Annotated in this window: 15 protein-coding genes; 2 read left to right on the top strand and 13 right to left on the bottom strand. The window is 68.2% G+C overall.

What is annotated here, in order from left to right:
• Positions 1 to 58 precede the first annotated feature (58 nt).
• The 8 genes from JTE92_RS13600 to JTE92_RS13565 form a co-directional block, all read right to left on the bottom strand.
• Positions 59 to 328 carry an HPr family phosphocarrier protein gene (locus JTE92_RS13600; protein WP_029046719.1) on the bottom strand — a complete coding sequence of 90 codons (270 nt, stop codon included), beginning with the start codon at positions 326 to 328 and terminating at the stop codon, positions 59 to 61.
• Entirely contained in the window at positions 297 to 752 is a 456-nt protein-coding gene (locus tag JTE92_RS13595; protein ID WP_063236634.1) for a PTS sugar transporter subunit IIA, read from the bottom strand. The genes JTE92_RS13600 and JTE92_RS13595 overlap by 32 nt, the downstream gene beginning before the upstream one ends.
• 77 nt (positions 753 to 829) lie before the next feature.
• Complete coding sequence (gene gshB / locus JTE92_RS13590) at positions 830 to 1,783, bottom strand: glutathione synthase (RefSeq protein ID WP_063236633.1); 954 nt, start codon at positions 1,781 to 1,783, stop codon at positions 830 to 832.
• 23 nt (positions 1,784 to 1,806) lie between these two features.
• Entirely contained in the window at positions 1,807 to 3,102 is a 1,296-nt protein-coding gene (gshA, locus tag JTE92_RS13585) for a glutamate--cysteine ligase (protein ID WP_063236632.1), read from the bottom strand.
• Positions 3,103 to 3,109: 7 nt separating this feature from the next.
• Positions 3,110 to 3,565: a hypothetical protein gene (locus JTE92_RS13580; protein WP_147318544.1), complete on the bottom strand. Its 456-nt coding sequence runs from the start codon at positions 3,563 to 3,565 to the stop codon at positions 3,110 to 3,112.
• A gap of 28 nt (positions 3,566 to 3,593) precedes the next feature.
• Complete coding sequence (locus JTE92_RS13575; protein ID WP_063236631.1) at positions 3,594 to 5,132, bottom strand: ammonium transporter; 1,539 nt, start codon at positions 5,130 to 5,132, stop codon at positions 3,594 to 3,596.
• A 39-nt stretch (positions 5,133 to 5,171) separates the two neighbouring features.
• The gene (locus JTE92_RS13570; protein ID WP_010814843.1) at positions 5,172 to 5,510 is read right to left on the bottom strand and encodes a P-II family nitrogen regulator; all 339 of its coding nucleotides are present in this window, start codon (positions 5,508 to 5,510) and stop codon (positions 5,172 to 5,174) included.
• Positions 5,511 to 5,563: 53 nt separating this feature from the next.
• Entirely contained in the window at positions 5,564 to 6,349 is a 786-nt protein-coding gene (locus tag JTE92_RS13565; protein WP_063236630.1) for a TorF family putative porin, read from the bottom strand.
• 403 nt (positions 6,350 to 6,752) lie between these two features.
• Here JTE92_RS13565 and JTE92_RS13560 point away from each other — a divergent pair, with 403 nt between their 5' ends.
• Both JTE92_RS13560 and JTE92_RS13555 read left to right on the top strand, forming a co-directional pair.
• On the top strand, positions 6,753 to 7,031 hold the full coding sequence (locus JTE92_RS13560; RefSeq protein ID WP_063236629.1) for an accessory factor UbiK family protein: 279 nt from the start codon (positions 6,753 to 6,755) through the stop codon (positions 7,029 to 7,031).
• Positions 7,032 to 7,137: 106 nt separating this feature from the next.
• Positions 7,138 to 8,682, top strand: a complete 1,545-nt coding sequence (locus JTE92_RS13555) for a YifB family Mg chelatase-like AAA ATPase (protein WP_063236628.1) — start codon at positions 7,138 to 7,140, stop codon at positions 8,680 to 8,682.
• Between the two features lie 10 nt (positions 8,683 to 8,692).
• Here the strand turns inward: JTE92_RS13555 and zwf are convergent, their stop codons facing one another.
• From zwf to JTE92_RS13530, 5 genes are all read right to left on the bottom strand, one after another.
• Complete coding sequence (zwf, locus tag JTE92_RS13550) at positions 8,693 to 10,180, bottom strand: glucose-6-phosphate dehydrogenase (protein ID WP_063236627.1); 1,488 nt, start codon at positions 10,178 to 10,180, stop codon at positions 8,693 to 8,695.
• A 72-nt stretch (positions 10,181 to 10,252) separates the two neighbouring features.
• Positions 10,253 to 11,386, bottom strand: a complete 1,134-nt coding sequence (gene nagA / locus JTE92_RS13545) for an N-acetylglucosamine-6-phosphate deacetylase (protein WP_063236626.1) — start codon at positions 11,384 to 11,386, stop codon at positions 10,253 to 10,255.
• Positions 11,387 to 11,767: 381 nt separating this feature from the next.
• The gene (locus tag JTE92_RS13540; RefSeq protein WP_169834794.1) at positions 11,768 to 11,938 is read right to left on the bottom strand and encodes a hypothetical protein; all 171 of its coding nucleotides are present in this window, start codon (positions 11,936 to 11,938) and stop codon (positions 11,768 to 11,770) included.
• Positions 11,939 to 12,010: 72 nt separating this feature from the next.
• Positions 12,011 to 12,652, bottom strand: a complete 642-nt coding sequence (locus JTE92_RS13535; RefSeq protein ID WP_063236625.1) for a LysE family transporter — start codon at positions 12,650 to 12,652, stop codon at positions 12,011 to 12,013.
• 103 nt (positions 12,653 to 12,755) lie between these two features.
• Positions 12,756 to 13,364: a hypothetical protein gene (locus JTE92_RS13530; RefSeq protein WP_063236624.1), complete on the bottom strand. Its 609-nt coding sequence runs from the start codon at positions 13,362 to 13,364 to the stop codon at positions 12,756 to 12,758.
• Between the last annotated feature and the right edge of the window lie 115 nt (positions 13,365 to 13,479).

Below are 13,479 nucleotides of genomic sequence, written 5' to 3'. Positions count from 1 at the left end.
GTACCGCTCCGTCAGGAACGTTTAAGAATTCGAAGTTGCGGGACCGGCGCCGCCAGCCTCACTCTCCCTCACCAAAACGGTTGGCGATCAGCGCCAGCAACGCGTCCATGGCCTCCTGCTCGTCGGGCCCGTCGGTCTCGAGGGTCACCGTGGAGCCGATGCCGGCCGCCAGCATCATCACGCCCATGATGCTCTTGGCATCGACCTGGCGCCCGTTGCGGGACATCTTGACCTGGCTGACGAAGCTGCCTGCGAGCTGGGTCAGCTTGGCGGACGCGCGTGCATGCAGTCCGAGCTTATTGATGATGGTGGTGTCCCTCTGCAGCATATTTGTCGGGATGGTTGGCGGTTTGGTTCTGTACGGTGGTGGTGCCGACCTGCAGCACGCCCTGCGAGCCGCCGGCCAGCGCCTTGTTGACGAGCTGGTCGAGCTTCTCGGTGCGGTAGCAGATGGCGCGCACGAGCATGGGGAGATTGACGCCGGCCAGCACGCGCACGCGGCCCGGCTCGGCCAGGCGCGCGGCGATATTGGCAGGGGTGGCGCCAAAGATATCGGTCAGGACCAGCGCGCCGTTGTCCTCGCAGACAGCGGCCAGGCGGCGCCTGGCCTCGGCCAGCACCGCGGCGGGGTCCGCGTCGGGAAGGACGTCGATGGCTTCCAGCCGCTGCGGCTGGCCGCAGTAGACGTGGGCGGCGCAATCGCGCAGGGCCGAAGCCAGCGGGGTGTGCGCGATGATCAGGATGCCTGCCATGTTGGTGAATCCGTTGGATTGCCCAGATTGTAGCAGGCGCCCCCCCGCGCTCCCGCTGCCGCCGGGATGGTTGCCGGTCAGCCGCCCGCGGCCCCCACGGCGTGTTCCAGCGCGTCGATGAACATCGCCGCGACGTGGAACCCGGTCTGCTGGGTGATTTCCTGGAAACAGGTCGGACTCGTCACATTGACTTCCGTCAGGTAGTCGCCGATCACGTCCAGGCCGACCAGCAGCAGGCCCTGCTCCCACAGCCCCGGCGCCAGCGACTCGGCGATCTCGCGGTCGCGCTGGCTCAGCTCCTGCGCGCGCCCGCTGCCGCCGGCGGCCAGGTTGCCGCGCACCTCGCCGGCCATCGGCACGCGCGCCAGCGAATAAGGCACCGGCACGCCGCCGATCAGCAGGATGCGCTTGTCGCCGTCCTTGATCGCCGGGATATAGCGCTGCACCATCAGCGTGCGGGCGCCGTCCTGCCCCAGCGTCTCGACGATGGCGGCCAGGTTCATGCCGTCAGGGCCCACCCGGAACACGCCCATGCCGCCCATGCCGTCGAGCGGCTTGACGATGATGTCGCGGTGCTCGGCATGGAAGTCGCGGATGCGCGCCAGGTCGCGCGTGACCAGCGTCGGCGTGATGAATTCCGGGTGCCGGGCGATCGCCAGCTTCTCGGAATGGTCGCGGATCGCGCGCGGCTTGTTGAAGACGCGCGCACCCTGCTGCTCGGCCAGCTCCAGCAGCCAGGTGCTGGTGACGTATTCCATGTCGAACGGCGGGTCCTTGCGCATCAGCACCGCGTCGAAGGCCGACAGCGGCTCCAGCGCACTGTTGCCTTCGCGGTACCAGGCATGGTCGTCACCCGTCAGGTGCAGGCGCGTGGCCAGCGTCTCGACGGTGCTGCCCGACAGGCACAGCTGCGGCTGCAGGCACCAGTACAACTCGTGGCCGCGCGCGGCGGCCTCGGTCATCATGGCGTAGGTGGAGTCCTTGTAGGTCTTGAAGGTCTCCAGCGGATCGGTGATGAAGAGGATGCGCATCAGTCAGGACTCGTCAGGGCTCGTCACAGGATCGGGTTCGGGTCAGTCTTTTCGAGTTCGATCGACGCCGCCAGCAGCGCCAGCCGCGCCACCACGCCGTACATGTAGAAGCGGTTCGGCACCGCCGCACCCGGCTTGGCGTGGGTGTCGGGGATACCGTTTGGCGCGAACGCCAGCGGCACGAAATGCATGCCCGGTGCGTTCAGGTTCTCGTCGTTGCCGCGGCCGGTATGCACGCGGTAGAAGCCGCCCACCACGTAGCGGTCGATCATGTAGACCACCGGCTCGGCTACCGCCTCGTTGATCTTCTCGAAGGTGTGCACGCCTTCCTGGATGATGACGTCGCTGACCTCCAGGCCTTCCTTGACGACGCTCATCTTGTTGCGCTCTTTCCGGTTCAGGCCCTTGACCTCGGACGGGTCGCGCACGGTCATGATGCCCATGCCATAGGTGCCGGCATCGGCCTTGACCACCACGTACGGCGTTTCCTTGATGCCGTACTCGCGGTACTTCTTGGCGATCTTCTTCAGCACGCCCTCGACCGCGTCGGCCAGCGCTTCCTCACCCACGCGCTCATGGAAGTTCACGCCGGTGGTGCGGGCAAAGTACGGGTTGACCATCCACTGGTCGATATCGATCAGCTTGGCGAACTTCTTGGCCACCTCGTCGTAGGCGGCAAAGTGGCTGCTCTTGCGGCGGGTCGACCAGCCCGCATGCAGCGGCGGCAGCAGGTACTGTTCGTTGATGTTCTCAAGGATCGGCGGGATCCCGGCCGACAGGTCGTTGTTCAGCAGGATCGAACAGGGATCGAAGTCCTTCAGCCCCAGCCGGCGGCCCTTGGTGCCCAGCCGCGCCAGCGGCTCTACCACCAGCGTCTGGCCGTCGGGCAATTCGATCGGGGTCGGCTCGGTGATTTCCTCGGACAGCGAGCCCAGGCGCACGTTCAGCCCCGCCTGGCGCATGATCAGCGACAGCCGCGCCACGTTCTGCAGGTAGAACATGTTGCGCGTGTGACGTTCGGGAATCAGCAGCAGGTTCTTGGCATCCGGGCAGATCTTCTCGATCGCCGCCATCGCCGCCTGCACGGCCAGCGGCAGCATCTCCGGGGCCAGGTTGTTGAAGCCGCCGGGGAACAGGTTGGTGTCGACCGGCGCCAGCTTGAAGCCGGCATTGCGCAGGTCCACCGAACAATAGAACGGAGGCGTATGCTCCTGCCACTCCAGCCTGAACCAGCGCTCGATCGACGGGGTGGCGTCCAGGATCTTCTTCTCCAGTTCGAGCAGAGGACCGTTCAGCGCGGTGATGAGATGCGGGACCATATCCATCCTATAGATCGTCTTTATCGTTCGCCCCGATTGTAGAGGAACGGCCAAACAGGCGCTGGCACACTCCTGATAAGGATATGCAGGCCTTGGCATGAGGGATAACGATATGGGGACGCCGCGCGGGAAATAAAGGGCCGGTGCCGCGGGCAAAAAAAAGCGCGGCAAACACCGCGCTTTTAAATGGCCTGACAGATACGGGGAGCGTTTCTGCAGGTGGAGGAAACTGCCTCACTGGCAATGTATGTGCCCCGCACATTAAAGACAATTGAAGCTTTTTAAGATCGGAGTTAAGCACTTTGCGAAAAACCCGCGCGCGTGCCGGGGAGATCGGCCGCCAGCCCGCGCCGGCATTGAGCTGGCGTCTTTTGCGAGTTTTCTCCCGGTCGGCCGCCGCGCGGTCCGTGACGAAAAAAGCCCGGCGCGCGGCCGGGCGAAACTCCTGAGAGACGATTCCCAATCAGCTCTCCAGCACAACACCTTTGCGATCAGGCTTCATATGCGGTCTCGCCGTGCGAGGTGATATCCAGGCCCTCGCGCTCTTCATCTTCCGGCACCCGCAGGCCGATCAGCATGTCCACCAGCTTGTAGGCCACGAAGGACACGATGCCCGACCACACCACCGTGGTCAGCACGCCCTCGAACTGGACCCACAGCTGGCCGGCGATCGAATAGTCGTCCGCCACCTTGTTGGCCACGTAGTCGTAGATGCCGGTGCCGCCCAGGCTGGGCGCCGCGAACACGCCAGTCAGCAGCGCGCCCACGATGCCGCCCACGCCGTGCACGCCAAACACGTCCAGCGAGTCGTCCATGCCCAGCATGCGCTTCAGGCCGGTCACGCCCCACAGGCACAGCAGGCCAGCCACCAGGCCCATCACGATCGAGCCCATCGGGCCGACGAAACCGGCTGCCGGGGTGATTGCCACCAGGCCGGCCACCGCGCCCGAGGCACCGCCCAGCATCGACGGCTTGCCCTTGCCGATCCACTCGCCGAAGGTCCACGCCAGCACCGCGGCACAGGTGGCCAGCAGCGTGTTGACGAAGGCCAGCGCGGCACCGCCGTTGGCTTCCAGGCCCGAGCCGGCGTTGAAGCCGAACCAGCCGAACCACAGCAGCGTGGCGCCCACCATGGTGAAGGTCAGGCTGTGCGGACGGATTGCCTCGCGGCCGAAGCCGATGCGCTTGCCGAACATGTAGGCACCCACCAGGCCCGCCACGGCGGCGTTGATGTGCACCACGGTGCCGCCCGCGTAGTCGAGCGCGCCCTTCTGGAACAGCCAGCCCGCGGTGGCGGTCGCGGCGGCGCCCGCGGCGGCGTCGGTGTAGGCATCGGGACCCGGCCAGAACCAGACCATGTGGGCCATCGGGATATAGGCGAAGGTGAACCACAGCACCACGAACACCAGCACGGCCGAGAACTTGGCGCGCTCGGCGAAGGCGCCGATGATCAGGCTGCAGGTGATGCAGGCGAAGGCACACTGGAAGGCAAAGTAGCCCAGTTCCGGCACCACTACGCCCTTGCTGAAGGTGGCAGCCACGGACTCGGCCGTCAGCCCCTTCATGAAGAGCCGGTCAGTGCCGCCGAAGAAGGCATTGCCCTCGGTGAAGGCAAAGCTGTAGCCGTAGATCGCCCACAGCAGCGCCACCAGCGAGAAGATCACCAGGCACTGCATCAGCACCGACAGCATGTTCTTGGACCGCACCAGGCCACCGTAGAACAGCGCCAGGCCGGGCAGCGTCATCAGGATGACGAAGGCAGTGGCCACCAGCAGCCAGGCGGTGTCGCCCTTGTTGGGCACCGGTGCTGCCGGTGCGGCGGCTTCCGCGGGTGCTGCGGCCGGGGCAGCAGCGGCGGGCGCTGCCGCAGCCGGTGCCGTGGCAGCAGGGGCGGCGGAGGCGGCCGGGGCCGATGCCTCGGCCGCCGGCTTGTCCTGTGCGGCGGCTGGCGCGGACATGCCCACGCCAGCCGTGCCGATGGCCAGCGCCATCGCGCCCGCCGTCAGGAATCGCTTGATCCAGGTTTTCATGTGATTACCCTCTGTACTTTGTCTCTATGCTGTCTTGGGTCACAGGGCATCGCCGCCGGTCTCGCCGGTGCGGATGCGGATGACCTGCTCGATCGGTGCCACGAAGATCTTGCCGTCGCCGATCTTGCCGGTGCGGGCCGATTTCTCGACCGCCTCGATGGCGCGCTCGACCACGTCGTCGGGCACCGCCACCTCGATCTTCACCTTGGGCAGGAAGTCGACGATGTACTCGGCGCCGCGGTACAGCTCGGTATGGCCCTTCTGGCGGCCGAAGCCTTTCACTTCGGTCACGGTGATGCCGGACACGCCCACGTCCGACAGCGCTTCGCGCACCTCGTCGAGCTTGAACGGCTTGATGACTGCGATGATGAGTTTCATCCGGATTCTCCTTGGGGCAGGCCTGCTTCAGCCTGCCCGGCCTGCAGCGGTGATTAGAAAGTCTTCGTGATCGAGGCCCAGGCCGTCGCCTTGCCGAGGTAGCGGCCGCGGTTGGCGCTGGTGTACGCCACTTCCTTGGCATTGGTGTCGACGTAGGCCACCGCCAGCGCGAAGCCTTGGCCCAGGTCCTTGGTCAGGCCGATCTTCCAGTCGGTGTAGGACGCGTCGCTGTTGTGCTTGACGCCCTGGTAGCCGACGTGTGCGTTCAGCGTCAGGTCCCAGAAGTTCAGCGGCACGTTGGCCGTGAGGTCGACGTAGTAGCTGTTCTTGCTGTCGGCCCAGCCGAACAGGTTGGTGACCGAATGCGAGTACTTCAGGAACACGGGGCCCCAGCCAACGCCGGCGTACAGCTCGGTGGTGTACGGGCGCGGGTTGTTGTAGCCGCCCGGGTAGTAGTACTCGAGCACGCCCAGGTCGTAGCTGAACTCGGTGCCGGCGGCCTGGAAGGTGTTCTTGAAGCCGCCATAGAAGTCCATCTCGACCGGCGCCGACACTGCCGGGTTGGCGTCCTCGAGCCAGCTGATGCTCGAGTTCCAGTTGCCCACGTAGAAGCCGCTCTCGTGCGCGTAGTCGAAGCCGCCCTGGATGGCCGGGCGCCGGTTGGTCTGGCTGATGCCGCGATAGCGGTAGTCAGAAACCAGCGACACGTTGGCCGAAAAGGTATGCGGCGATGCCGGCTCGGCAGCGGACGCGGCCGCTGCGTCGGTGCTCTGCGCGACGGCGGTGGCGGCGGCGCTGCACAGGACGACCGCGCTGACTGCAAGGGCCAACTTCTTCATGGATTTTTTCTCCTTTTCCTTGATGGCTCGGATTTCGTTTGTTTGAATTCGGTGAGGCAGGCGCCAGCACTACTGCAACTGCCGTGCCAGGGACTCGGAAAGTTTCCCGGGAGGGAGGGCATCGGCCCGCTGCAGTGACCCCGCAGTGACCCCACGGTGACCCGATTCCCGCTTGAATCTGCCTTGCACCAAAGGCAAATCACGTTAAAAGGTGTAAAGGCGAACACGCCGAAGCTTTCGTCCACGTGCTGCACGGGCGATAATCGAGTCCTGACGGTGGCTGCGCGCATCCCTGCCCACAGGGTGCCGCCCGTATTGGGGGCGCCCAAAACCTGTGCGAAAGCGCGCTATACGCCAGATGCCCACCGGGATTGGCACCAGTTGGGTGCACAAAGGAGAAACCATGAAACCGACCGATCTCTTCAACGACCTGCAGAACAAGGTCAGCGAGGCGCTGCGCAATTCGCCGGCAAGGGACATCGAGAAGAACGTGCGCAGCATGATGACGCAGGGCTTCGCCCGGCTCGACCTGGTCACCCGCGAGGAATTCGACGTCCAGTCGCAGGTGCTGGCCCGTACCCGCGTCCGGCTCGAGGAGCTGGAAGCCCGCGTGGCCGAGCTGGAGCGCCGCGCCGGGATCCCGCCGGGCGCCGGCGCGGTGGACTCGACCGGAGGCGCATGAGGCCGCCGGTCAGGCATCGCTGCGCCAGCCTGTCTGAAGGCCGCCAATCCTGGCGGCCTTTTTCGTTAACAAATCGGCGACAATCCGATCTCGTGGGAGGCCTGGCATGAGCCTCGCCGTCCTGGGCAGCCGGGCACTGACCGGCATCGCGGCGCCGCCGGTGCGTGTCGAAACCCACCTGGCCAACGGCCTGCCGGTATTCACCATCGTCGGCCTGGCCGACACCGGCGTACGCGAGAGCCGCGAGCGCGTGCGCGCCGCCATCCTCAACAGCGGCTACGAGTTCCCCAACCGCCGCATTACCGTCAACCTGGCGCCAGCCGACCTGCCCAAGGAATCCGGCCGCTTCGACCTGGCGATCGCGCTCGGCATCCTGGCCGCCAGCGGCCAGATCCCCGCCGATGCGCTCGACCATCATGAATTCGCCGCCGAGCTGTCGCTGTCCGGCGAGCTGCGGCCGGTGCGCGGCGCGCTGGCCATGGCGATGGGCCTGGCGCAGGACAACGCCGCGCGCCACGCTGCCGGCGCCACCCCATGCGCTTTCCTGGTGGCCAGCGGCAACGGGCCCGAAGCGGCATTGATCGAAGACCTGGCGGTCCACGCCGCCGCCACGCTGCGCGAGGTGTGCGAGCACCTCGGTGGCCGGCCGGACGCCCGCCTGCCGCGCGCCGCCCCGGCCGCGCTGCCCAGGTCGGTCGCCAGTGGCCCCGACATGCGCGACGTGCGCGGCCAGGCGCAGGCGCGCCGGGCCATGGAAGTGGCCGCCGCCGGCCAGCACTCGGCCTTGCTGGTCGGTCCGCCAGGCACTGGCAAGTCGATGCTGGCGCAGCGCCTGCCGGGCCTGCTGCCGCCGATGTCGCTGCAGGAGGCACTGGAATCCGCCGCGGTCATGAGCCTGACGCCGGGCGGCTTCCGTACCGCGCTGTGGGGCCAGCGCCCATGCCGCGCGCCGCACCATACGGCGTCCGGCCCGGCCATGGTCGGCGGCGGCGGCAACCCGCGCCCCGGCGAGATCTCGCTGGCACACCACGGTGTGCTGTTCCTCGATGAACTGCCGGAATTCGACCGCCGGGTCCTGGAAGTCCTGCGAGAGCCGCTGGAGTCCGGCCGCATCACCATCGCGCGCGCCAACGGACATGCCGATTTCCCTGCCAGCTTCCAGTTCGTGGCGGCGATGAACCCGTGCCCGTGCGGCTACCTGGGCCATCCCGACCGCCCCTGCCGCTGCACGCCCGACCAGGTGCGGCGCTACCAGTCGCGCATTTCCGGGCCGATGCTCGACCGGATCGATCTGCAGGTGGAAGTGCCCGCCCAGGACCAGGGCGAGATGCTCGACGGCCCGCCCGGCGAACCCAGCGCCGCGGTGCGCGAGCGCGCGCTGGCAGCGCGCATGCTGCAACTGGCGCGGCAGGGCAAGCCCAACAGCGAGCTGGGCGGGCGCGAGATCGAGCAGCACTGCCAGCTGGAATCGCAGGCACAGGCGCTGCTGCGCGGGGCGATGGCGCGGCTGTCGTGGTCGGCACGCGCGTACTTCCGCGTGCTGAAGGTGGCGCGCACGATCGCCGATCTGGACAACGCGGCGGTGCTGAGCGCCGCGCACGTGGCCGAGGCGATCCAGTACCGGCGTGCGCTGCGGATGGCGTCAGGCTAGGCCTGCCCGCTCAGGCTTCTTCCGACCACTGCACGCCCTCCCGGGCCATGAACGCCGACGACGCGGCCGGGCCCCAGGTGCCCGCGGTATAGGGCCGCGGCCCTTCGTCCTGGTGCCGCCATGCCTCCAGGATCGGGTCGACCCAGGTCCATGCGGCCTGCAGTTCGTCGTGCCGCACGAACAACGCCAGCCGGCCTCGGATCACGTCGAGCAGCAGCCGTTCATAGGCCTCGGCGCGCCGCGAGGTGAAGGCCGAGTCCAGGTCCAGCGCCAGGCTCAGCGGCTTGAGCTTCATGCCCTCGCCCGGCTGCTTGACCATCAGCGTCAGCCGCACCGATTCCTCCGGCTGCAGCCGGATCACCATGCGGTTGGGCTGCAGCGTGCTGCCGCTGTCGAAGATCGAATGCGGCACCTCGGCGAAGTGGATCACCACCTCGGTCACGCGCTCCTGCATGCGCTTGCCGGTGCGCAGGTAGAACGGCACCTGGTTCCAGCGCCAGGTCCCCAGCTCGGCGCGCATCGCGACAAAGGTCTCGGTTTGACTGTCGGGCGGAATGCCGTCTTCCTGCAGGTAGCCGCGCACCAGCTCGCCGGCGATCGCGCCAGCGGTGTACTGGCCGCGCACGGTATTGCGGCGCACGTCCTCGGGCGACATCGGCCGCAGCGAGCGCAGCACCTTCAGCTTCTCGTCGCGCACCGCGTCCGAGTTCAGCGACGCGGGCGGCTCCATCGCCAGGATGCTGACCAGCTGCAGCAGGTGGTTCTGCACCATGTCGCGCATCGCGCCGGCTTCGTCGTAGAAGCCGCCGCGCGTGCCCACGCCCACGGTCTCGGCCACCGTGATCTGCACGCTGCGCACGAACGGCGTGCGCCACAGCGGCTCGAAGATCGAGTTGCCGAAGCGCAGCGCCATCAGGTTCTGCACCGTTTCCTTGCCGAGGTAATGGTCGATGCGGTAGGTGCGGTCTTCGCTGAAGTGGCGGCGGACCACTTCGCCGATGGAAATCGCCGAGGCCAGGTCGACCCCCAGCGGCTTCTCCAGCACCAGGCGCGTGTCGCCGGCGATCAGCCCGTGGCCGGCGAGGTTGTCGCAGGTCGCGGCGAACAGCCCCGGCGGCATCGCCATGTAGAAAATGCGCAGCGCGTCGTTGCGCAGCTGCGCCGCCAGCGCGGGATAGTCGCCAGGCTGCGACGCATCCAGCCGCACGTAGTCGAGGCGCTGCAGGAAGGCCTGCCACTTGGCCGGATCGAGATAGCGCGCATCGACAAAGCCCTGCGCGCTCTCGTCGGCGAAGCGGGCGAAAGCCTCGGCATTCCACGGATGGCGGCCCACGCCGATGATGCGGGTGCCGTCGGGCAGGTTGCCGTCGCGATGGCACATGTACAGCGAAGGCAGCAGCTTGCGCGCCGACAGGTCGCCGGCGCCGCCGAAGATGACGAGGTCCAGCGGCCGCGGGTCGGCGCTGCCGAAGGACGAGGCGGAACGGGTGGATTGCATGGCGGGCTCCTTGCATGCCGGGACATCGGCGGAATGTCGGAATGGCGGAATAGGAAATGGTTCAGCGATGGTTCAGCGCGTCTCGGTCACCTTGCGCAAGTATTGAGCATGATCGACACAGCATTCGCCTTCGACATACACGCTGCGCACCGACAGCGCGCGGTCCAGCACGACGACGTCGGCCCAGCAGCCGGCGGCGAGCGCGCCGCGATCGGTCAGGCCCAGGTACTGCGCCGGATACAGCGAAACGCGCCGCGCGGCATCCGCCAGGTCGAGCCCGATCGCCACGAAATTGCGCAGCGCCTGGTCCATCGTCAGCGCGCTGCCGGCCAGCGTGCCATCGGCCAGCCGCACGCTGCCGTCCGACTTGTAGACGGTCTGGCTGCCGAGGTGGTAGACGCCGTCCGGCATGCCCGCCGCGGCGGTGGCATCGGTCACCGCATACAGCCGCGGGATCGCGCGCAAGGCCGCGCGGATGGCGCCGGGATGCACATGCAGCAGGTCCGGGATCAGCTCGGCGAATTCAGCATGCGCCAGCGCCGCCGCGACCATGCCCGGCGCGCGGTGCTGCAGCGGCGTCATGGCGTTGAACAGGTGGGTAAAGCCGGACGCGCCGGCTTCGAGCGCCGCGACCCCGTCCTCGTACGTGCCCAGCGTATGGCCCAACTGCACGCGCACGCCGCGTGCAGCCAGCGTGCGGATGATGTCGAGGTGGCCAGGCAGCTCGGGCGCCAGCGTGACCACGCGGATCGGCGCCGCGTCCAGGTACTGCTCCAGCTGACCCGGCGTGGCGATTGCCGGCGCGTCGGGCTGCGCGCCAAGCTTGCCGGGATTGATATACGGCCCCTCCAGGTGCACCCCGAGCATGCGCGCCGCGCCGGGCGGCCGCGCGCGGCTGGCGCGCCCCAGCCCCTGCAGTGCCGGCAGCAGCACCTCCGGCGGCGCGGTCATGGTGCTGCCCAGCAGGCTGGTGGTGCCGAAGCGCGCATGCGCGCGCAGGATCGCCGGTACCGCCGCCTCGCCGTCCATGAAGTCCTTGCCGCCGCCGCCGTGGTTGAGCAGGTCGACAAACCCGGGCAGCACGTACGGGGCATCGTTGCCGTCCGGCGTGGCGGGCACGCCGTCGATGCGCTCGATGCGCCCGTCCGGGCCGGCGTGGATCTCGCCGAAGACCCAGCCGGCCGGCGTCAGGATGTTTCCTTTCATGGCAGTCCTCTCCACATCACCGGCGAACCGAAGCGGCCGCGCCGCACAGCGACGTGCGCTTCGACAGGTCATACTTTGCGCCGAGTGTGACAAGCGTGCATGGTCTTCGAGCGCCGCCGCGCCACGCCGCAGGAGCCGTGGCGCGGCAATTGCAGGAGGGGGATGACATCGTCAGGCGGGCCCGGCTGCCTCGAACGGATCGGCAAGCCGTTGCTGCGCGCCATCATCGCCGGCCAAGAACTGGCCGCGCGCCCGGATATCGCCGCGGGCGAGCCGCCGCTGCACTGCATATCGAGCGCACCGGCTGCACGCCGGCGGCCAGCCGGTCGAGCTGACCGGCGGGTACTGCCTGAATGGCCTCTGCGAACTGAAGCAGCCGCGTCAGCGGCAAGGCGCGGCAACGGGCGGTTCGACCGGCGGCGGGACCGGATCTTCCTCCGGCGGCAGCGGCAAGTCAGGCGGCACGCCGGGCGGCGACGGTTCTTCCACCGGGGGCACGGTATGGCGCGGCATCACGCGCGCGCCGGCGCGGGGGTTCGGCAAATCGGGCATACGGGGGATCTCCGTGGCCGGGGGCACCCCCTCATTGAAGCAAACCCGGCGCGCACGCGCCAGTATTGCGGCTCAGGCGTGCTGCCGGCGCACGAAAAACAGCGCCGCGCCCACCGCCATCAGCACGCTGCCGAAGAAGCGGTTCTGCCAGCGCACCGCGCGGGCGTTGCGGAACAGGCCCTGCATGCGCGAGGCCAGCAGCGCATAGCCATGCATCACCACCAGGTCGACGCAGCACATGGTCAGCGCCAGGATCGCCAGTTGCGGCGCGAGCGGGTGGTTGGGGTCGATGAACTGCGGCAACACCGCGACCATGAAGATGATGCCCTTGGGGTTGGTCACATTGGTCAGCAGCCCGGTGGCGAAGCGGCGGCGTGGGCTCATCACGGCCACGCGTGCGGGACCCTCGCTGGCGCCTTCGCTGCTTTGCACCTTCGCGCGCCACTGCTGCAAGCCCAGGTAAATCAGATACAGCGCGCCCACGGTCTTCACCACCATGAAGGCCTGCTCCGAGGCCAGCAGCAGCGCGCCCAGCCCGCCGCCGGCCACCAGCAGCACGATTACCAACCCGGTCTGCAGGCCAAAGATCGTGGTGGTGGTCTTGCGCAGGCCATACGACAGGCCGTGGCTCATCGACAGCACCGCCCCCGATCCCGGCGACACCGCGATCACCCAGCACGCGGCGAAATAAGCCAGCCACACTTCCCAACGCATTTCGATTCTCCTTTGACGACAACTGCCGCCGCCGCACCGACGCGGCCATGGCACTAACCCTGTTTTCCTGCGGCGCCCTTCGGGACCTCGGGACTTCGGGACCTCAGAACGGATGGAAGCCGCCGAGGAACTGCTCCACCTGCTCGGCCTGGCGCTGGTCGCGCGCGGCGTCGCCCGACTCCAGCACCACCGCCTGGTAGGCACGCGCGCCCACCGCCACCAGCCGCGCGGTCAGCCGCCGCGGCGACTGGTCCTGCGGCGACACGCCGCTGGCCTGCACTTCCACGCCGGCGAGCGGCCGCCCCGGCCTGTCGGCGGTCGTGATCGTGACCGGGCGCGTACGCGGCGGCTCGCCCGACGCCGTGCCCAGATTGGCCAGCAGGCCCGCCTGCATCGCCGCCAGCGCCTCGCGCCGCAGCGCTTCATCGTCGGCGGGCAGCGTGACCACGCCCACGGCGAACAGCGTGTCGTCGACGCGCGCCGCCTCCATCGTCATCGGCAGCTTGCGGCCGGCGATGGTGACATCGCGGGCGGCGCTGCTGGGCTTGCCGGGATAGAGCGCGGCGTAGCCCCCCTCCCCGGACTGGATCGTGCGCCAGTCATAGCGGGGTGAACAGGCGCAGAGGGCCAGCGCCAGGCATGCGGCGGCGCGGCGCAACATGGGATTGCGGGCCAAAGTGGCGAGGCTCGACGGGGGCGAAAAAGGACGCATGGGCAAGCGTGTGGGAGACAGCGCGCGCAGGCCATGCAGCGGCTCTGGCGGCCGCCGTCGCCTGCTGGCGGAAACCGGTATTATCGCGGAAGCGGCGCCCCGGTGCATGGTGCGC

It is taken from the genome of Cupriavidus oxalaticus (genome assembly GCF_016894385.1).
Lineage (GTDB): Bacteria > Pseudomonadota > Gammaproteobacteria > Burkholderiales > Burkholderiaceae > Cupriavidus > Cupriavidus oxalaticus.
This window is presented reverse-complemented; position numbering and strand designations above follow the sequence as displayed.